Source organism: Staphylococcus equorum (assembly GCF_029531845.1).
Taxonomy (GTDB): Bacteria; Bacillota; Bacilli; order Staphylococcales; family Staphylococcaceae; genus Staphylococcus; species Staphylococcus equorum_C.
In genome coordinates this window covers 284,272-304,969 of record NZ_JAMBPV010000003.1, presented here as the reverse complement: position 1 = coordinate 304,969, position 20,698 = coordinate 284,272, and the positions used below count along the sequence as shown (strand labels likewise).

At 35.6% G+C, this 20,698-nt stretch carries 19 protein-coding genes and 1 other annotated feature; all 19 genes read left to right on the top strand.

What is annotated here, in order from left to right; translation table 11 throughout:
• Positions 1–10: 10 nt before the first annotated feature.
• The 19 genes from M4L39_RS06145 (at position 11) to rpoB (ending at position 20,656) form a co-directional block, all read left to right on the top strand.
• Positions 11–2,473 carry an ATP-dependent Clp protease ATP-binding subunit gene (locus M4L39_RS06145; RefSeq protein ID WP_277581238.1) on the top strand — a complete coding sequence of 821 codons (2,463 nt, stop codon included), beginning with the start codon at positions 11–13 and terminating at the stop codon, positions 2,471–2,473.
• Between the two features lie 345 nt (positions 2,474–2,818).
• Positions 2,819–4,195 carry a DNA repair protein RadA gene (gene radA, locus M4L39_RS06140; RefSeq protein ID WP_277581237.1) on the top strand — a complete coding sequence of 459 codons (1,377 nt, stop codon included), beginning with the start codon at positions 2,819–2,821 and terminating at the stop codon, positions 4,193–4,195.
• Positions 4,196–4,269: 74 nt separating this feature from the next.
• Positions 4,270–5,328 carry a PIN/TRAM domain-containing protein gene (locus M4L39_RS06135; RefSeq protein WP_277581236.1) on the top strand — a complete coding sequence of 353 codons (1,059 nt, stop codon included), beginning with the start codon at positions 4,270–4,272 and terminating at the stop codon, positions 5,326–5,328.
• A gap of 454 nt (positions 5,329–5,782) precedes the next feature.
• Positions 5,783–7,237, top strand: coding sequence for a glutamate--tRNA ligase (gltX, locus tag M4L39_RS06130; RefSeq protein ID WP_277581235.1), 1,455 nt, complete (start codon positions 5,783–5,785; stop codon positions 7,235–7,237).
• 351 nt (positions 7,238–7,588) lie between these two features.
• Complete coding sequence (gene cysE, locus M4L39_RS06125) at positions 7,589–8,230, top strand: serine O-acetyltransferase (protein ID WP_277581255.1); 642 nt, start codon at positions 7,589–7,591, stop codon at positions 8,228–8,230.
• Entirely contained in the window at positions 8,214–9,614 is a 1,401-nt protein-coding gene (gene cysS, locus M4L39_RS06120) for a cysteine--tRNA ligase (RefSeq protein ID WP_277581234.1), read from the top strand. Before cysE ends, cysS begins: the two co-directional genes overlap by 17 nt.
• Before the next feature lies 1 nt (position 9,615).
• Positions 9,616–10,002 carry a Mini-ribonuclease 3 gene (locus M4L39_RS06115; RefSeq protein ID WP_277581233.1) on the top strand — a complete coding sequence of 129 codons (387 nt, stop codon included), beginning with the start codon at positions 9,616–9,618 and terminating at the stop codon, positions 10,000–10,002.
• 7 nt (positions 10,003–10,009) lie between these two features.
• On the top strand, positions 10,010–10,759 hold the full coding sequence (rlmB, locus tag M4L39_RS06110) for a 23S rRNA (guanosine(2251)-2'-O)-methyltransferase RlmB (RefSeq protein WP_277581232.1): 750 nt from the start codon (positions 10,010–10,012) through the stop codon (positions 10,757–10,759).
• Complete coding sequence (locus M4L39_RS06105) at positions 10,756–11,280, top strand: NYN domain-containing protein (RefSeq protein WP_277581231.1); 525 nt, start codon at positions 10,756–10,758, stop codon at positions 11,278–11,280. The genes rlmB and M4L39_RS06105 overlap by 4 nt, the downstream gene beginning before the upstream one ends.
• Before the next feature lie 72 nt (positions 11,281–11,352).
• Positions 11,353–11,922, top strand: a complete 570-nt coding sequence (locus M4L39_RS06100; RefSeq protein ID WP_277581230.1) for a sigma-70 family RNA polymerase sigma factor — start codon at positions 11,353–11,355, stop codon at positions 11,920–11,922.
• Positions 11,923–12,060: 138 nt separating this feature from the next.
• On the top strand, positions 12,061–12,204 hold the full coding sequence (rpmG, locus tag M4L39_RS06095) for a 50S ribosomal protein L33 (RefSeq protein ID WP_277581229.1): 144 nt from the start codon (positions 12,061–12,063) through the stop codon (positions 12,202–12,204).
• Between the two features lie 130 nt (positions 12,205–12,334).
• The gene (gene secE, locus M4L39_RS06090; RefSeq protein WP_002484168.1) at positions 12,335–12,514 is read left to right on the top strand and encodes a preprotein translocase subunit SecE; all 180 of its coding nucleotides are present in this window, start codon (positions 12,335–12,337) and stop codon (positions 12,512–12,514) included.
• Between the two features lie 14 nt (positions 12,515–12,528).
• Positions 12,529–13,077, top strand: a complete 549-nt coding sequence (gene nusG / locus M4L39_RS06085) for a transcription termination/antitermination protein NusG (RefSeq protein WP_002508575.1) — start codon at positions 12,529–12,531, stop codon at positions 13,075–13,077.
• Positions 13,078–13,475: 398 nt separating this feature from the next.
• Entirely contained in the window at positions 13,476–13,898 is a 423-nt protein-coding gene (rplK, locus tag M4L39_RS06080; protein ID WP_056935249.1) for a 50S ribosomal protein L11, read from the top strand.
• A gap of 230 nt (positions 13,899–14,128) precedes the next feature.
• Complete coding sequence (gene rplA / locus M4L39_RS06075; protein ID WP_069817721.1) at positions 14,129–14,824, top strand: 50S ribosomal protein L1; 696 nt, start codon at positions 14,129–14,131, stop codon at positions 14,822–14,824.
• Positions 14,825–14,909: 85 nt separating this feature from the next.
• Positions 14,910–15,057 (top strand) — a sequence feature (ribosomal protein L10 leader region).
• A 61-nt stretch (positions 15,058–15,118) separates the two neighbouring features.
• Positions 15,119–15,628 (top strand): 50S ribosomal protein L10, encoded by a 510-nt coding sequence (rplJ, locus tag M4L39_RS06070; protein WP_057511705.1) that lies wholly within the window; start codon positions 15,119–15,121, stop codon positions 15,626–15,628.
• 40 nt (positions 15,629–15,668) lie between these two features.
• A complete protein-coding gene (gene rplL / locus M4L39_RS06065) occupies positions 15,669–16,037 on the top strand; it encodes a 50S ribosomal protein L7/L12 (protein ID WP_277581228.1) in 369 nt (122 codons plus the stop codon).
• 259 nt (positions 16,038–16,296) lie between these two features.
• Positions 16,297–16,905 (top strand): class I SAM-dependent methyltransferase, encoded by a 609-nt coding sequence (locus tag M4L39_RS06060; RefSeq protein ID WP_277581227.1) that lies wholly within the window; start codon positions 16,297–16,299, stop codon positions 16,903–16,905.
• 199 nt (positions 16,906–17,104) lie between these two features.
• Positions 17,105–20,656, top strand: a complete 3,552-nt coding sequence (rpoB, locus tag M4L39_RS06055) for a DNA-directed RNA polymerase subunit beta (RefSeq protein ID WP_277581226.1) — start codon at positions 17,105–17,107, stop codon at positions 20,654–20,656.
• Positions 20,657–20,698: the final 42 nt, after the last annotated feature.

Genomic DNA, 20,698 nt, shown 5'->3' with positions numbered 1-20,698 from the left:
AGGTCATGCTATGCTATTTGGTAGACTGACAGAACGTGCACAGCGTGTATTAGCACATGCTCAAGAAGAAGCAATTCGCTTAAATCATTCAAATATTGGAACAGAACACTTACTTTTAGGTTTGATGAAAGAGCCTGAAGGTATCGCAGCCAAAGTATTAGAATCATTTGAAATTACTGAAGAAAAAGTAGTAGAAGAAGTAGAAAAATTAATTGGCCATGGTCAAGAACAAATGGGCGCTTTACACTATACGCCTCGTGCGAAAAAAGTCATTGAATTATCAATGGATGAAGCGAGAAAATTACACCATAATTTTGTGGGAACAGAACACATTTTACTTGGTTTAATTAGAGAAAATGAAGGTGTAGCAGCACGTGTATTTGCGAACTTAGACTTAAATATAACTAAAGCACGTGCACAAGTTGTTAAAGCATTAGGTAGTCCAGAGTTAAGTAACAAAAATGCGCAAGCTAATAAATCTAATAACACACCAACTTTAGATAGCCTTGCACGTGACTTAACAGTTATTGCAAAAGACGGCACACTAGATCCAGTTATTGGTAGAGACAAAGAAATTACAAGAGTAATTGAAGTTTTAAGTCGTCGTACTAAAAATAACCCAGTATTGATTGGTGAGCCAGGTGTTGGTAAAACTGCAATTGCAGAAGGCCTAGCCCAAGCAATTATTAAAAATGAAGTGCCTGAGACACTTAAAGGCAAACGCGTAATGTCACTTGATATGGGAACAGTTGTAGCTGGAACGAAGTATCGAGGCGAATTTGAAGAGCGTTTGAAAAAAGTAATGGAAGAAATTCATCAAGCGGGTGACGTTGTACTATTCATCGATGAATTACACACATTAGTTGGCGCAGGTGGAGCTGAAGGTGCTATTGACGCATCAAACATCTTGAAACCAGCACTTGCACGAGGAGAACTACAATGTATTGGTGCAACGACATTAGATGAATACCGTAAAAACATTGAAAAAGATGCAGCACTTGAACGTCGTTTCCAACCAGTTCAAGTTGATGAGCCAACAGTTGAAGATACTATTGAAATCTTAAAAGGATTACGTGATCGCTATGAAGCACATCATCGTATCAATATTTCAGATGAAGCGGTAATTTCAGCTGCTACTTTAAGTCACCGTTATATTTCGGATCGTTTCTTACCTGACAAAGCAATCGACTTAATTGACGAAGCAAGTTCTAAAGTTAGACTTAGAAGTCATACAACACCACCGAACTTGAAAGAATTAGAACAAGAAATTGAGCAAGTTAAAAATGAAAAAGATGCTGCGGTACATTCACAAGAATTCGAAAATGCAGCAAATCTTCGTGATAAACAAACGAAATTAGAAAAACAATACGAAGAAGCTAATAATAACTGGAAGAATGCACAAAATGGCGACAATACTTCTTTATCAGAAGAAGACATTGGAGAAGTTATCGCTGGTTGGACTGGTATTCCATTAACGAAAATTAATGAAACTGAATCAGATCGTCTATTAAACTTAGAAGATACACTTCATAATAGAGTCATTGGACAAAAAGCTGCTGTAACATCTATAAGTAAAGCAGTTAGACGTGCGAGAGCTGGATTGAAAGATCCTAAACGTCCTATCGGTAGCTTTATCTTCTTAGGCCCTACAGGTGTAGGTAAGACTGAATTAGCTCGTGCTTTAGCAGAGTCTATGTTTGGTGAAGATGACGCAATGATCCGTGTGGATATGAGTGAATTTATGGAGAAACATGCGGTCAGTCGTTTAGTTGGTGCTCCTCCAGGTTATGTAGGACATGATGATGGTGGGCAATTGACTGAAAAAGTAAGACGTAAACCTTATTCAGTTATCTTATTTGATGAAATTGAAAAAGCACATCCAGATGTATTTAACATCTTATTACAAGTGCTTGATGATGGACATCTTACTGATACAAAAGGACGTCGTGTAGATTTCCGTAATACAGTAATTATCATGACATCAAACGTTGGTGCTCAAGAATTACAAGATCAACGATTCGCAGGTTTCGGCGGTGCAGCAGAAGGTCAAGATTACGAAACAATTCGTAAAACAATGATGAAAGAATTGAAAAATGCTTTCCGCCCAGAATTCTTAAACCGTGTTGATGACATTATTGTATTCCACAAACTTTCTAAAGAAGAATTGAAAGAAATTGTAACAATGATGATTAACAAACTAACAGATCGTCTATCTGAACAAGACATCAATATTGAAGTTACAGAGGCGGCAAAAGAAAAAATTGCTGAAGAAGGCTATGACCCAGAGTATGGTGCTAGACCATTAATTCGTGCAATTCAAAAAACAGTAGAAGATAATTTAAGTGAGTTAATTTTAGACGGTAACCAAATAGAAGGTAAAAAAGTCGAAATTGATCATGATGGAAAAGAATTCAAATATAATATTCAAGATAGAAAAGAAAAAAAGAAAAATAAAGAAACAACAGAATCATAAATTTAATCACTAAAAGTGAGTTTTTATAGATTAAAGCGCCTCTCAAATGTGTTAGTTCGCCTTTGAGAGGTGCTTTCTGTTTAATAGTAGAAATTTTATGGAGTGCTTAAAAAATTTGGAGATGATTTTCCTTCAACAAATATATAATATTGTTGGTAGTATATATCTATGCATGGTATTTTATAAAAACAGCTCTTATGTAACTAAAGTTAGAGTAGGGTATGATTAAATGCCATTGAAAAAACCAATCATAAAGAGTGCAGTAATTTAAATAAGATTAAAATTTGTTTTTAAACAAGTAGAGGTATAAAATAGATTTGTTCAATGAAAGATGGAGGTGCAGTTGTGGCCAAGAAGAAAATTGTGTTTGAATGTATGGCATGTGGTTATCAGTCCGCAAAATGGATGGGTAAATGCCCAAATTGCGGTGGCTGGAACCAAATGGAAGAAATTGTTGAGCAAAAGGCAGCAAGTCCAAAACACGGAGTGCGCAGTCGTGATCGTGACAATGTTTCGAAAGTACAGAAGTTAAACGAAATAAAACAAGAAACGACACCACGTGTTAAAACCAAGTCAGACGAATTTAATCGTGTGCTCGGTGGCGGTATCGTCAATGGTTCTCTCGTATTGATTGGTGGGGATCCTGGTATAGGGAAATCTACATTACTATTACAAATATGTGCAGCGTTATCACAGTCGCATAATGTCTTATACATAACAGGTGAAGAATCATTAAACCAAACTAAGCTAAGAGCTGAGAGATTGGATGAAGATTCAAGCGAACTCAATGTATTTGCAGAAACGGATTTAGAAGTCATCCATGAGACAGTAAAACAATTAAAACCGGATTTACTTGTAGTTGACTCAATCCAAACGATATTTCATCCAGAAATCAGTTCAGCCCCTGGCTCAGTGTCTCAAGTAAGAGAAAGTACACAAAGCTTAATGAATATCGCTAAACAAATGAATATTGCAACATTTATCGTGGGACATGTGACGAAAGAAGGACAAATTGCCGGTCCACGTTTATTAGAACACATGGTAGATACAGTACTTTATTTCGAAGGTGATGAACACCATGCATATCGTATATTAAGAGCGGTGAAAAACCGTTTTGGTTCTACAAATGAAATGGGCATTTTTGAAATGAAACAAAGCGGATTGAAAGGTGTTAAAAATCCATCTGAGATGTTTTTAGAAGAACGTTCGACAAATGTGCCCGGCTCGACTATCGTCTCTACAATGGAAGGCACAAGACCCTTGCTCATAGAAGTTCAAGCACTTGTTACACCTACTACTTTTAATAACCCTAGACGGATGGCAACAGGTATTGATCATAACCGCTTGAGTCTGTTGATGGCAGTGTTGGAGAAAAAAGAAAATTATTTACTGCAACAACAAGATGCATATATTAAAGTTGCGGGTGGTGTAAGGTTAACGGAACCTGCTGTTGATTTAGGTATCATTGTGGCAACAGCTTCAAGTTTTAAAGATCTAACAGTAGATGGTTTAGATTGCTTTATAGGAGAAGTTGGACTGACTGGAGAAGTGAGACGTGTATCTCGAATAGAACAACGTGTGCAGGAAGCAGAGAAACTTGGATTTAAGCGTATTATTATCCCAGAATCAAATATAGGTGGATGGAAATTCCCTAGTGAAATTAAGGTTATTGGTGTGAAAAGTGTTCACGAAGCCTTGAAATATGCTTTAACCAAACATTAAATTAAATTCAAAAAACATACAGATAAAAAAAAACATTTAATATGAAAGAGTTTTTAAAGAAAGGGGGTTAGAACTTGAACATGATAAGAATCATTGTTATTTTGTGTTATGTTATTTTAGGCGCTAGTTTAGGCGTATATCTTATTCCGGAAATTGCTGCGGATACTGGATTAAGTGATTATATGTTATTAACTAATAATTATTTTAATGGCCTGCTTGGTATTGTTATTTTCTTTTTAATTTTTGGTTGGTTTATTAAAAAAGCAACGTTAACGCTGAAAGAATTAGAGCAAACCATAATGCGTCAAAGTGCTGTAGAAATTTTGTTTGCTACAATTGGACTGATGATAGGTTTAGTTATTTCTGTTATGATATCATTTATTTTTCAAATTATAGGTAATAATGTGTTGAATCATTTTGTGCCAATCATTGTTACAATCATTTTAGGTTATTTCGGTTTTCAATTTGGCTTACGCAAACGTGATGAAATGTTATTGTTCTTCCCGGAAAATATGGCACGCTCAATGTCTATCAATGCACGTAACGCAGTGCCCAAAATCATTGATACAAGTGCAATAATAGATGGTCGCATTTTAGATATTATAGAGTGTGGTTTTATTGATGGTGAAATACTCATACCTCAAGGTGTCATAAATGAGTTACAAGTTGTTGCTGACGCAAACGACAGTGTGAAACGTGAAAAAGGCCAACGAGGATTAGATATTTTGAATTCGTTATATGATACTGATCATCCTACGCGCATTATTCATCCGACGAAGTCTCATAGTGATATTGATGCAATGTTAATCAAGTTAGCGCAACACTATAGAGCGCATATTATCACCACAGATTTTAACCTCAATAAAGTATGCCATGTACAAGGCATACAGGCCTTAAACGTTAATGATTTATCCGAAGCGATTAAACCTTCAGTACATCAGGGTGACCGTTTTAACTTATTACTTACTAAAATGGGTAAAGAATCAGGTCAAGCAGTCGGTTATTTAGATGATGGAACTATGGTCGTTGTAGATAATGCTAAAAAACATATTGGTGAATATATTGATTTAGAAGTAATCAGTTTATTACAAACATCATCAGGAAGAATTATTTTTGCGAAAAAGATTAATTAAGTAAATACTAAGGGTTTTATATGGAAATGTAGCTAAAATTGTTACAGTTTCACATGAAACCTTTTTTTGATATTTGAATATTATTTTTATAAAATTTAGGGACTGCTAACTTTGAATATAAGCACAGTGATTTCATATTAAGCCTTAAAGTGCTACAATAGATAGCGAAATTGTATTACTATAAAAGGAATTGCAACTGTGCAGTATATGTGTGAAATCACACAGTTTTTTGGATAGTGATACTTTTAAAAATTATAAGCTATGGTATTATTAATAAGCGTATGAATAACAAACTTATTAATGGTTGAGCGTCATTATTATTGTTAACGACATAAAGTTAAGTTGATATACGTTCAGCTTATTTGATGTGTTTATGTGTGACTATAATAATTGAGAAAACATAAAACGCAACAAAAAACATTACTAATTAATATTAAAAACGGGAGTGAACATAATGAGTGATCGTGTAAGAGTTAGGTATGCCCCAAGTCCAACAGGTTATTTGCATATCGGTAATGCAAGAACTGCATTATTCAACTATTTATTTGCTAAACATTATGATGGAGATTTTGTAATTCGTATAGAAGATACAGACAGTAAACGTAATCTAACTGATGGAGAATCTTCACAATTTAATAATTTAAAATGGTTAGGCATCGATTGGGACGAATCTGTCGATAAAGATAAAGGTTATGGTCCTTATCGCCAATCAGAACGTGGCGAAATTTATAATCCACTTATTCAACAATTATTAGATGAAGATAAGGCGTATAAATGTTATATGACTGAAGAGGAACTTGAAGCTGAACGTGAACAACAAATTAAACGTGGAGAAATGCCACGTTATGGTGGGAAACATGCACACTTAACTGAAGAAGAACGTCAACAATTCGAATCAGAAGGTCGCCAACCTGCCATTCGTTTCCGTGTGCCTAAAGACACAACGTTCACTTTTGAAGATATGGTTAAAGGTGAAATTTCATTTGATTCAGATAATATGGGTGATTGGGTTATTGTTAAAAAAGATGGTGTACCTACGTACAATTTTGCAGTAGCTATTGATGATCACTATATGGAAATTTCAGATGTTATTCGTGGCGATGATCATATTTCTAATACACCAAAACAATTAATGATTTATGAAACATTTGGTTGGGAAGCGCCTAGATTTGCGCATATGTCACTTATCGTCAATGAAGATCGTAAAAAATTAAGTAAACGTGACGGACAAATCCTACAATTCATCGAACAATATCGTGATTTAGGTTATTTACCAGAAGCGTTATTTAACTTTATTACATTGCTAGGCTGGTCACCAGAAGGCGAAGAAGAAGTTTATTCTAAAGAAGAATTCATTAAAATCTTCGATGAAAAACGTTTATCTAAATCACCTGCATTTTTCGACAAGCACAAATTAGCATGGGTTAATAATCAATATATGAAGCAAAAAGATACTGAAACAGTATTCGAATTAGCTTTACCACACCTTATCAAAGCAGAATTACTTCCTGAAGATCCAAACGAAGCAGATTTGGAATGGGGTCGTAAATTGGTTGCACTTTATCAAAAAGAAATGAGTTACGCTGGAGAAATCGTTCCTTTATCTGAGCTATTCTTCCGTGACGAACAAATTTTAGGTGACGATGAACAAGAAATTATCGGTGGTGAACAAGTACCAGAACTAATGGACCACTTATATGGAAAACTAGAAGCACTTGAACCATTTGAAGCGGCAGAAATTAAAAAAACAATCAAAGAAGTTCAAAAAGAAACTGGTATTAAAGGTAAACAATTATTCATGCCAATACGTGTTGCTGTAACGGGTCAAATGCATGGACCGGAATTACCAAATACGATTGAAGTATTAGGTAAAGAAAAAGTGTTACTACGTTTGAAAAAATACGTTTAATAAAGCAGGTTGTGTGCGATGATATTGTTTTAAGGTGAAAATACTTGAAAAATTACATCGAACCACCTATTATTAAAATTGAAATAGCCAGAGGATTAGTAAGTGATGAAACGTGTAAAGAGAGTGTGCGGCTGCTGTGAGCACACCACTGAAATTACTGAATGCACCTTTGTGTTAATGAACTAAATAAACTTTAATGAGTGAAAATAAGTTGCTTTGATATTATTAAACCGGATTTAGGGTTAATATAATCAACTTATACTTAAAAATAAGAGTGGAACCGTGCAAAGCACCTCTAACAAGTCAGTTAGAGGTGCTTTTTTTAATAAGGAGGTAGCAACCTTGTTTAAGATATTGAAAAGAATAAAAGACGATGTAAACATGGTGTTTGAACAAGATCCAGCTGCACGTACTACATTGGAAGTTGTCACTTCTTATGCAGGTATACATGCGGTGTGGAGCCATTTGATTGCGCATGCATTATATAAAAAGAAGAAATATATATTAGCAAGATTGATTTCGCAAGTTGCGCGTTTTTTCACAGGAATTGAAATACATCCAGGTGCTAAAATAGGCAAACGTCTGTTTATTGACCACGGCATGGGTGTTGTTATTGGAGAGACATGTAATATAGGTAATAATGTCACGATTTATCAAGGTGTTACATTAGGCGGTACTGGTAAAGAACGAGGTAAACGTCACCCTGATATAGGTGATAATGTATTAATTGCTGCAGGTGCCAAAGTATTAGGTGATATTAAAATTGATTCAAATGTAAACATAGGAGCAAACTCAGTTGTGTTAAATTCTGTGCCAAGTTATTCAACAGTCGTAGGTATACCAGGTCATATCGTTAAGCAAGATGGTAGACGTATTGGTAAAACGTTCGATCACCGTAACTTACCAGATCCTGTTTATGAACAATTAAAAGAATTAGAAAAGCAACTTGAGAAAACAAGAAATGGAGAGATACAAGATGATTACATTATATAATACGCTAACACGTCAGAAAGAGACGTTTGAGCCTATTGAACCAGGTAAGGTTAAAATGTATGTTTGTGGACCAACTGTATATAATTATATACACATTGGTAATGCAAGACCTGCAATTAATTACGATGTGGTAAGAAGATATTTCGAATATCAAGGATATGAAGTCGTATATGTGTCGAATTTTACTGACGTTGACGATAAGTTAATTAAGCGTTCTAAAGAATTAGGCGAATCTGTAGAAACGATAGCAGATCGTTATATCGACGCCTTTTACGAAGATGTAGGTGCGCTAAACGTTAAAAAAGCAACGTCTAATCCACGTGTCATGAACCATATGGATGATATTATTAAGTTTATTAAAGAACTTGTAGATCAAGGCAATGCTTATGAAAGTGGCGGCGACGTATACTTTAGAACACGTAAATTTGAAGACTATGGTAAATTAAGTCATCAATCATTGAATGATTTGAAAGTAGGCGCTCGAATAGAACAAGGTGAACAAAAAGAAGACGCCCTGGATTTCACATTATGGAAACAAGCGAAACCGGAAGAAATAAGCTGGGATAGCCCATTTGGTAAAGGTAGACCAGGTTGGCACATTGAATGTTCTGTAATGGCATATCATGAACTAGGCGCAACAATTGATATTCACGCAGGTGGCACAGATTTACAATTCCCTCATCATGAGAATGAAATTGCACAATCAGAAGCACATAACCATGCGCCTTTTGCTAACTATTGGATGCACAATGGATTTATCAATATTGATAATGAAAAAATGAGTAAATCGTTAGGTAATTTCGTACTCGTTCACGATATTATAAAACAAATTGACCCTGATGTATTACGTTTCTTCATGATTAGTGTACATTATAGAAGCCCAATTAATTATAATGTAGAACTTGTTGAAGCAGCTAAGAGTGGCTTAGAGCGTGTGCGTAATAGTTATCAAGCCATTGAAGAACGTGAAGCTATCGCGACAAATATTGAAGACCAATCTGCATATATAGAAGCAATTGATGATATTTTAAAACAATTTGAAGCAGTAATGAATGATGATTTTAATACAGCTAATGCAATTACTGCTTGGTATGATTTAGCCAAACTAGCTAATAAATACATCTTAGAAAACACAACTTCTACAGCAGTGATCGAACGTTTTAAAGAAGTATATAAAATTTTCAGCGATGTGCTAGGTGTGCCACTTAAAAGTAAAGAGAGCGACATGCTTTTAGATGAACAAGTTGAAGCGCTTATAGAAGAAAGAAACAAGGCGAGACAAAATAAAGACTTTGCGCGTGCAGATGAAATTCGTGATGACTTAAAAGCACAAAATATTATTTTAGAAGATACAGCGCAAGGTGTGAGATTTAAGCGTGGCTAATATGGATAACAAATTATTGAATCCTTTGACGTTGGCATATATGGGCGATGCTGTTTTGGATCAACACGTAAGAGAATATATAGTGTTGAAATTGAAAGCTAAACCCAATCGATTACACCAAGAAGCAAAACGCTATGTGTCTGCTAAGAGTCAGGCAGAGACACTTGAATTTTTAATGGAAAACAATTGGTTTACTGAAAGTGAACAAGATATTGTTCGTCGCGGTAGAAATGCTAAAAGTTATACAAAAGCGAAGAATACAGATATACAAACGTATCGCAAAAGTTCAGGATTAGAAGCCATCATTGGTTTTTTATACTTGGAAAAAGAATGTGAACGTTTAACATCATTGTTAGAATGTATCGTAAAAAATGTAGACGAAAGGTAGTGGTACTGTGGAAGAGATAGTTATAGTCGGTCGCCATGCAGTAAAAGAAGCGATTGTCTCAGGACATACAATTAATAAAATTTTAATTCAAGATACTATCAAAAAAGGTCAAATAAATGAAATTTTAAAAAAGGCAAATAGTCAAAAAATCATTGTACAAACAGTGCCAAAATCTAAAATAGACGGGTTGTCAGAGTCACCTCATCAAGGGATTGCAGCATATATTGCACCATATGAATATGCAGATTTCGACGAATTTTTGGTTACGCAAAAGGCACAAGACAAATTATCTACAGTACTTATACTAGATGGTTTAGAAGACCCGCATAATTTAGGGTCGATTTTAAGAACGGCTGATGCCTCAGGTGTGGATGCAGTTATCATTCCTAAGAGACGTTCAGTTGCGCTAACACAAACGGTAGCTAAAGCATCTACAGGTGCGATAGAGCATATACCTGTTATCCGTGTGACGAACTTAGCTAATACGATTGAAACTTTAAAAGACAATGGCTATTGGATTGTTGGTACTGAAGCGGAAAATTCGACGGATTATAGAGAAATGGATGCAGCTATGCCTTTAGCGATTGTAATCGGAAGTGAAGGACAAGGTATGAGCCGTTTAGTTAAAGATAAATGTGACTTTTACATCAATATCCCTATGGTCGGTCATGTAAATAGTTTAAATGCGTCGGTAGCAGCAAGTCTGATGATGTATGAGGTTTACCGTAAACGTCATCAGATTGGAGATAAGAGATGAAGGATCGTTACTTAATCATTGATGGTTATAATATGATAGGACAATCGCAGGACTTAAGTCGTATAGCAAAAGATAATCTCGAGGAAGCACGCGATCAATTATTAACAGCTATAGCGAATTACAATGCTGTAATAGCTGATGAAGTGGTCTGCGTCTTTGATGCTTACGAACAATCCGGCCCGCCTTCAGAATATATGTACCACGGGGTTAAAACGATATTTACCAAAGAAAAAGAGACGGCAGATAGTTATATAGAACGTTACGTCTATGATTTATATGAGAAACATACAAGGCACATTACCGTTGTTACAAGTGATATGAGTGAACAACATGCAATATTCGGTGCGGGCGCCTATCGTGTTTCTTCAAGAGAGATGTGGAGAGATTTAAGAGAGAACGAAGTATCTGTATCTAAAGAACTTGATGGCTTCAACGAACAAAAGCCGCGAACACGAATCGAGCTTTCTCATGAGATTCTTAAAGAATTTGAAAAATTAAGACGCGGAGATAATCATAAATAACGATTTTGTACCCTTGATTTTTTTATAGCAAACTCTGTATCCTATGCTTACTTTAAGGAAAGGATAACAGACATGATTGATAGAATTCACAACAAAGAATGTACAACCTATTTCAAGAATCGATTACAAAATGAAATTGATGTAGGACAAATTATTGATGAAATCACGCCATTGATTAACAAAAGATTAAATCATTTTTCAGTTCATCCGAGTGACAAAGAAGATTTGTGCCAAGAAGTAATTTTAAAATTGTATGGTGCGTTAAGTCGTTTTGATTTTACAGAAGCTACACCCTTAGAACATTATGTCAATTGCGTCATAAAAAATGTGAAAAACGATTATATTCGCAAAAAAATGTATACGCAACACCGTCAAGAAATGCTTGTGAATGAATTTATAGTTGCTTATAATAATTCTAAATCTGAAAAACCCGTAGACAGGTACATCATTGCACGAGAAGTATCTTCGCAATTAAAACAATACTTGAAAAGGCTAACTGATTTAGAGCAACAAATTATAAGCTACATTTTAATAGACTATAAACCACAGGAAATAGCACAAATTTTAAATTTAAACATCAAAGTAGTTTACAATGCTATACATCGTTGTAAAATAAAGATAAGACGTTGTTTAGATAAATAAAAAATATGTATTGAAACCAAGCTGTATCTCGAGCTAGTATCACGAAAATAGCATATTTGAATGGATTGCTGACAATTGACAATTGACTCAGAAGTTCTGTATAGTAGATTGGTATTATAATGAGTAAGGTGAAGTCTAATGAAAAAAGTACCACTGAATTGTGAAGTCTGTGGCAATAGAAATTATAATGTTCCAAAACAAAGTAACCTTACATCTAGAATGACATTAAAAAAACATTGTCCGAGATGTAATGCGCATACGATGCACAAGGAATCAAAATAATAAGACGACATATTAAGTAATCAGTTGAGTGAATATATCTTTCCAATTAAGTTGAGAGTATTGTATTTGCTTGATTTGTTGTATGGAATAAGCAAATAAGGAATAACGAAATAATACGGAGGTCTTGTTAATGGCTAAAAAAGAAAATTTCTTCCAAGGCGTAAAGTCAGAAATGGAAAAGACAAGTTGGCCAACGAAAGAAGAATTATTTAAATACACAGTCATTGTTGTAGCTACAGTAGTATTTTTCTTAGTGTTCTTCTATGCCTTAGACTTAGGAATTGGTAGAATTATAGAGTTAATTAAATAGTTAGGAGTGACGACATGTCTGAAGAAGTTGACGCAAAGCGTTGGTATGCTGTGCATACTTATTCTGGTTATGAGAATAAAGTTAAAAAGAATTTAGAAAAACGTGTTGAATCTATGAATATGACAGAAAAAATATTCAGGGTTGTTATACCAGAAGAGGAAGAAACACAAGTTAAAGATGGTAAAGCCAAAACATTAACTAAAAAAACATTCCCTGGTTATGTATTAGTTGAATTAGTGATGACTGATGAATCATGGTATATCGTGAGAAATACACCTGGCGTAACAGGATTTGTTGGTTCAGCTGGTTCTGGGTCTAAACCTAATCCATTACTCCCAGATGAAGCACGTTTCATACTTAAACAAATGGGCATGAAAGAAAAAACAATTGATGTTCAATTGGATTTAGGTGAACAAGTAAGAGTTAAATCAGGTCCGTTTGCTAACCAAGTTGGCGAAGTTCAAGAAATTGAGGCTGATAAATTCAAACTTACTGTTCTCGTAGACATGTTTGGTCGAGAAACACCAGTAGAAGTAGAATTTGATCAAGTTGAAAAACTGTAATTGTATACAAATGCAAGAACACTTGCATAAGTGATACTAATCTTGCTAAAGCGAGAAGAGTCACTTTACATGCATAACAATATCTAATCACTAAAGTGATAAATGTTTTGCGGATTACATTAGCTAAAGCTAATGCATAAGAAGACCTAATCAATGAAATTGATAAGGTCTAGTAAAAGGATTACCTGAGCTAAAGCTCATGCATAACAATATCTAATCACTAAAGTGATAAGATATTGTTTAAAAAAGTTACACTTTACCATTGCTTTATAGATTGGGTTAATGGTATAATACTGTGGTCGCGCTCATAGAGCGTTCATTTCGTCACGAAATGTAGAAGAGTGGGAGGACAAAACTGAGTCCTGTGACCACATCACGATATCAAGGAGGTGCACATCGTGGCTAAAAAAGTAGAAAAAGTAGTTAAATTACAAATTCCTGCAGGTAAAGCAAATCCAGCACCACCAGTTGGTCCGGCATTAGGTCAAGCAGGTGTGAATATTATGGGATTCTGTAAGGAATTCAACGCACGTACACAAGAAGACGTAGGTTTAATCATACCGGTAGAAATCAGTGTTTATGAAGATCGTTCATTTACATTTATTACAAAAACACCACCGGCTCCAGTACTACTTAAAAAAGCTGCTGGCGTTGAAAAAGGTTCAGGCGAACCTAATAAAAACAAAGTAGCAACAGTAACTAAAGATCAAGTACGTGAAATTGCAAGCCAAAAAATGCAAGATTTAAACGCTGCAGACGAAGAAGCAGCTATGCGTATTATCGAAGGTACTGCTCGTAGTATGGGTATTACAGTTCAATAATTAAAATTAGTAATGAAAACATAGATTGACGATAGAAGCAGATGACAGAAAAGACAAACATGATGACAGCATTCAATATTGTCGTAATATGAGGAATAAATGTCATTTATTAAGGAAGTTCATTCCAACGATAAAATACAATTAAACCTCTCTGTTATCTGCTCTTAACTTGTGAAAACAAGTAAATGTGGGAGGGAATTCCGCTAAAACCACTGAAGGAGGAACATGAAATGGCTAAAAAAAGCAAAAGATATCAAGAAGTAGCTAGCAAAATCGATCGTGAAAAACACTACAGTGTTGAAGAAGCGATTGCATTAGCTAAAGAAACAAACATTGCTAACTTTGACGCATCAGTTGAAGTAGCATTCCGTTTAGGTATTGATACACGTAAAAACGATCAACAAATCCGTGGAGCAGTAGTGCTTCCAAACGGTACTGGTAAATCACAAAGTGTATTAGTATTCGCAAAAGGCGAAAAAGCAGCTGAAGCAGAAGCAGCAGGTGCTGATTTCGTTGGTGAAGGTGAATACGTAGAAAAAATCCAACAAGGTTGGTTTGACTTCGACGTAGTAGTAGCTACACCAGACATGATGGGCGAAGTTGGTAAACTTGGTCGCGTATTAGGACCTAAAGGTTTAATGCCAAACCCTAAAACTGGAACAGTAACTATGGATGTTACTAAAGCAGTTGAAGAAATCAAAGCTGGTAAAGTTGAATACCGTGCTGAAAAATCAGGTATCGTTCATGCATCAATTGGTAAAACATCATTTGATACTGAAAAATTAGTTGAAAACTTCAGAACTTTACAAGACGTTTTAACTAAATTAAAACCTGCATCAGCTAAAGGTACTTACTTCAAATCTGTTGCTGTAACAACAACAATGGGTCCTGGAGTTAAAGTTGACACATCAGGCTTTAAACTTTAATTTTTAATATAAAATATTTTAAGGTTGAAAGTAATGCTTTCGACCTTAAATAAATATTGACATAACACATTAAACCAGTTATATTGGTTAATGTATTATTTTACCTAAGACAGTAGGAGTTAGTGATAACTTAAAATTATATCCTGCCGAGGCTAAAATTGACTTGAACGTGAAGATTTTAGATCTTTCAAGCACTTTTTGCCACGGGTAGAAAGTGCTTTTTTTATTGAGAATGTTTAATAAAACAGCGTCTCAAGATTAAAAGCACCAAACTAAATCTATGGAGGTGTCTAAATGTCTGCTATCATCGATGCAAAACAACAACAAGTTGATATCATTGCAGAACAACTTAAAAACTCAGTATCTACAGTTATCGTTGACTATCGTGGTCTAAGCGTTGCTGAAGTAACTGAATTACGTTCGCAATTACGTGAAGCTGGTGTTGAGTATAAAGTTTACAAAAACACTATGGTTCGTCGTGCAGCTGAACAAGCTGGAATTGACGGGTTAAATGAATTCTTAGTAGGTCCTACAGCAATCGCAACTTCAACTGAAGATGTAGTTGCTCCAGCGAAAGTTATCGCGGGATTCGCTAAAGAACATAAAGCATTAGAAGTTAAAACAGGTGTTATGGAAGGCAATGTTATCTCAGCAGAACAAGTTAACACTGTTGGTACATTACCATCACACGACGGTCTTGTTTCTATGCTTTTATCAGTATTACAAGCTCCAGTACGCAATTTCGCTTATGCGGTTAAAGCAATTGGAGAAGAAAAAGAAGGAAAAGAAGAAAGCGCTGAATAATTGCGCATAAACTAATAACAATTAATGGAGGAATATTAAAATGGCTAATCAAGAACAAATCATTGAAGCAATCAAAGAAATGTCAGTTTTAGAATTAAATGACTTAGTAAAAGCAATTGAAGAAGAATTTGGTGTAACTGCAGCAGCTCCAGTAGCAGCAGCAGGCGCAGCAGCAGGCGGAGACGCTGAAGCTGAACAAACTGAATTCGACGTTGAATTAACATCAGCTGGATCATCTAAAATCAAAGTTGTTAAAGCTGTTAAAGAAGCAACTGGTCTTGGATTAAAAGACGCTAAAGGTTTAGTTGACGATGCTCCTAAAGTAATCAAAGAAGGACTAGCTAAAGAAGACGCTGAAGAACTTAAAGCAGCATTAGAAGAAGCTGGCGCTACAGTAGAAATCAAATAATTTTTGCTGTCTAACAGTTAATAATTATATATTGAAGATGATACAAGCAGCTTAATACATCGCTACTTCGGTACGCTGATTTTAAGTGAAATGTATTTAATCTGAAATCTTTGAGAAATGAAAACCCCGTTATTACTATAACGGGGTTTTATCTTATTTGATCTATATCCATGGTTCACACTGTGGTTTGACCATGATGTGGCATATACTATGGGTATAGTATTAATCTAAGAAGAATTAGATTAAAAGAGGTGTAGTCATGAGTCATTATTATGATGAAAATCCTGAAGTAGAAAGTGATGAGTTGCTTTTTACGTACTCCTACGATAACTGTAAATTAGAGCTAGTAACAGATTCGGGTGTCTTTTCAAAAGGAAAGATTGACTTTGGATCCGATTTATTAGTGAAAACTTTTTTGAAAGCATATCCTCCTGGTCCTACTAAACGCATCTTAGATGTTGGTTGTGGTTACGGCCCTATCGGTTTAATGATTGCAAAAACTTCCCCACACCATGAAGTGACGATGGTTGATGTTAATCAACGCGCACTTTCATTATCAAGAAAAAACAGAAAAAAGAACCGTATAGACAATGTGGAAATCAAAGAAAGTGATGCTTTATCACAGGTAGAAGCGGAAGCTTATGATTTTATGCTGACTAATCCGCCGATTAGAGCAGGAAAAAAAGTCGTTCACAGCATTTTAGAAGACGCATATAAGGTATTAAAGCAAGGTGGCGCGTTATATGTAGTAATTCAAAAAAAGCAAGGCATGCCATCAGCAAAGCAAAAAATGCAAGACACTTTTAACAACGTAGAAGTCTTAGAAAAAGACAAGGGCTACTACATTTTAAGAAGTACTAAAGCTTGATTTAAAAGTGTCAATCTGATATAGTAATAGAATGTAAAAATTTATGTTCAATAAGTGTGTACTTTTACGCGCAAATGGACAATGTATATGAGGTAAAATGGAAAATGGTGTCATTTGGTATGCTACCGTTTTCTTTTTATCTCATTATATTGGCTCATTTAGTAAAAGTAAACACGCAATTTTTGAGGGGTGAATCTGTTTGGCAGGTCAATTTGTCCAATATGGAAGACATCGTAAACGTAGAAACTATGCGAGAATTTCAGAGGTATTAGAATTACCGAATTTAATTGAGATTCAGACTAAGTCTTACGAGTGGTTCTTAGAAGAAGGTTTATTAGAAATGTTTAGAGACATTTCTCCGATTGAAGATTTCACAGGCAATCTTTCTTTAGAGTTTGTAGATTATAGACTCGGAGAACCGAAATATGATTTAGAAGAATCAAAAAACCGTGATACAACGTATTCTGCACCTCTACGTGTAAAAGTACGTCTAATCATCAAAGAAACTGGCGAAGTGAAAGAGCAAGAAGTATTTATGGGCGATTTCCCATTAATGACAGATACAGGTACATTCGTAATAAATGGTGCTGAACGTGTAATCGTTTCACAATTAGTTCGTTCACCATCCGTATACTTCAATGAAAAACTAGATAAAAATGGTCGTACAAACTTCGATGCAACAATCATTCCTAACCGTGGTGCATGGTTAGAATATGAAACTGATGCGAAAGATGTTGTTTATGTACGTATTGATAGAACAAGAAAATTACCATTAACAGTATTATTACGTGCTTTAGGTTTCTCAACTGATCAAGAAATCGTTGATCTTTTAGGTGAAAACGAGTACTTACGTAATACTTTAGAAAAAGATGGTACTGAAAACACTGATCAAGCATTATTAGAAATTTATGAGCGCTTACGCCCTGGCGAACCGCCTACAGTTGAAAATGCTAAGAGCTTATTATATTCTCGTTTCTTTGATCCGAAACGTTATGACTTAGCTAGTGTAGGTCGTTACAAAGCGAATAAAAAACTTCATTTGAAACACCGTTTGTTCAATCAGAAATTAGCTGAACCAATTGTTAATACTGAGACAGGCGAAATTGTAGCTGAAGAAGGTACAGTCTTAGATCGTCGTAACTTAGATGAGATTATGGACGTACTAGAAGCAAATGCAAATAGTGAAGTCTTTGAATTAGAAGGTACTGTTATTGATGAACCTGTTGAGATTCAATCAATCAAAGTTTACGTTCCGAACGATGAAGAAGGACGTACAACTACAGTGATTGGTAATGCTTTCCCTGATTCAGAAGTGAAATGTATTACACCAGCAGATATTATTGCATCAATGTCATACTTCTTTAACTTATTAAGTGGTATTGGCTTTACAGATGATATTGACCATTTAGGTAATCGTCGTCTACGTTCAGTAGGTGAACTATTACAAAATCAATTCCGTATTGGTTTATCAAGAATGGAACGTGTTGTACGTGAAAGAATGTCTATTCAAGACACTGATTCTGTTACGCCTCAACAATTAATCAATATTCGTCCTGTTATTGCATCTATTAAAGAATTCTTTGGTAGTTCTCAGTTATCACAATTCATGGACCAAGCCAACCCATTAGCTGAGTTAACGCATAAACGTCGTTTATCAGCATTAGGACCCGGCGGTTTAACACGTGAACGTGCTCAAATGGAAGTACGTGACGTTCACTATTCCCACTATGGTCGTATGTGTCCAATCGAAACACCAGAGGGTCCGAATATCGGGCTTATCAACTCACTATCTAGTTACGCGCGTGTGAATGAATTTGGTTTCATTGAAACACCTTACCGTAAAGTAGATCTTGAAACGCATTCAATCACAGAACAAATTGACTATTTAACTGCTGACGAAGAAGACAGCTATGTAGTAGCTCAAGCAAACTCTGTATTAGATGAAAATGGTCGTTTCGTAGAAGACGAAGTTGTTTGTCGTTTCCGCGGCAATAACACAGTTATGGCTAAAGAAAAAATGGACTACATGGATGTTTCACCTAAGCAAGTTGTTTCTGCTGCAACAGCATGTATTCCTTTCTTAGAAAACGATGACTCTAACCGTGCATTGATGGGTGCAAACATGCAACGTCAAGCAGTGCCATTGATGAATCCTGAATCACCATTTGTAGGTACTGGTATGGAGCACGTGGCAGCACGTGACTCTGGTGCAGCAATTGTTGCTAAAAACAAAGGCCGTGTTGAACACGTTGAATCTAATGAAATTCTTGTACGTCGACTTATTGAAGAAGATGGTCAAGAATATGAAGGCGAATTAGATCGCTATCCATTATCTAAATTCAAACGTTCAAATACGGGTACATGTTATAACCAAAGACCTATCATTTCTACTGGCGATGTAGTGACTAAAGGCGAAATTTTAGCTGACGGTCCTTCAATGGAACTTGGTGAAATGGCATTAGGAAGAAACTTAGTTGTTGGTTTCATGACTTGGGACGGTTATAACTACGAGGATGCTGTAATCATGAGTGAACGTCTAGTTAAAGATGACGTATACACTTCTATTCATATTGAAGAGTATGAATCTGAAGCACGTGATACAAAACTAGGGCCTGAAGAAATCACTCGAGATATTCCTAACGTTTCAGATAGTGCACTTAAAAACTTAGATGACCGCGGTATTGTATACGTAGGCGCTGAAGTTAATGATGGTGACATCTTAGTCGGTAAAGTAACGCCTAAAGGTGTAACAGAATTAACTGCAGAAGAACGTTTATTACATGCAATCTTCGGTGAAAAAGCACGTGAAGTTCGCGATACATCATTACGCGTACCTCATGGTGCAGGTGGTATTGTTCTAGATGTTAAAGTCTTTAACCGTGAAGAAGGAGACGACACATTATCTCCAGGTGTTAACCAATTAGTTCGTGTTTATATCGTTCAAAAACGTAAAATTCACGTTGGTGACAAAATGTGTGGTCGTCATGGTAACAAGGGTGTAATTTCTAAACTTGTTCCTGAAGAAGATATGCCTTATTTACCAGACGGTACGCCAATCGATATCATGTTGAACCCACTTGGTGTTCCATCACGTATGAATATCGGACAAGTATTAGAGCTACATTTAGGTATGGCTGCTAAAAACTTAGGTATTCATGTTGCTTCACCAGTATTTGATGGTGCCAGTGATGAGGACGTATGGTCAACAATTGAAGAAGCTGGTATGGCTCGTGACGGTAAAACGGTATTATACGATGGACGCACAGGTGAACCATTTGATAACAGAATTTCAGTTGGTGTAATGTACATGCTGAAACTTGCTCACATGGTTGACGATAAATTACACGCACGTTCAACTGGACCTTACTCACTTGTTACACAACAACCACTTGGTGGTAAAGCACAATTTGGTGGACAACGTTTCGGTGAGATGGAAGTATGGGCACTTGAAGCATACGGTGCTGCATATACACTTCAAGAAATCTTAACTTATAAATCCGATGATACAGTAGGTCGTGTGAAAACATATGAAGCTATTGTTAAAGGTGAAAATATCACTAAACCAGGTGTTCCTGAATCATTCAGAGTATTGATGAAAGAATTACAAAGTTTAGGATTAGACGTTAAGATTATGGACGAGCATGACAATGAAATTGACATGCAAGACACTGAAGATGATGATGTCGTTGAACGTAAAGTGGATCTTCAACAAAAAGAAGTGCCACAATCACAGAAAGAAATTACAGACTAATTGCATTTAAGTTTATAAAAGAATATACCAAGTTGAGGTACA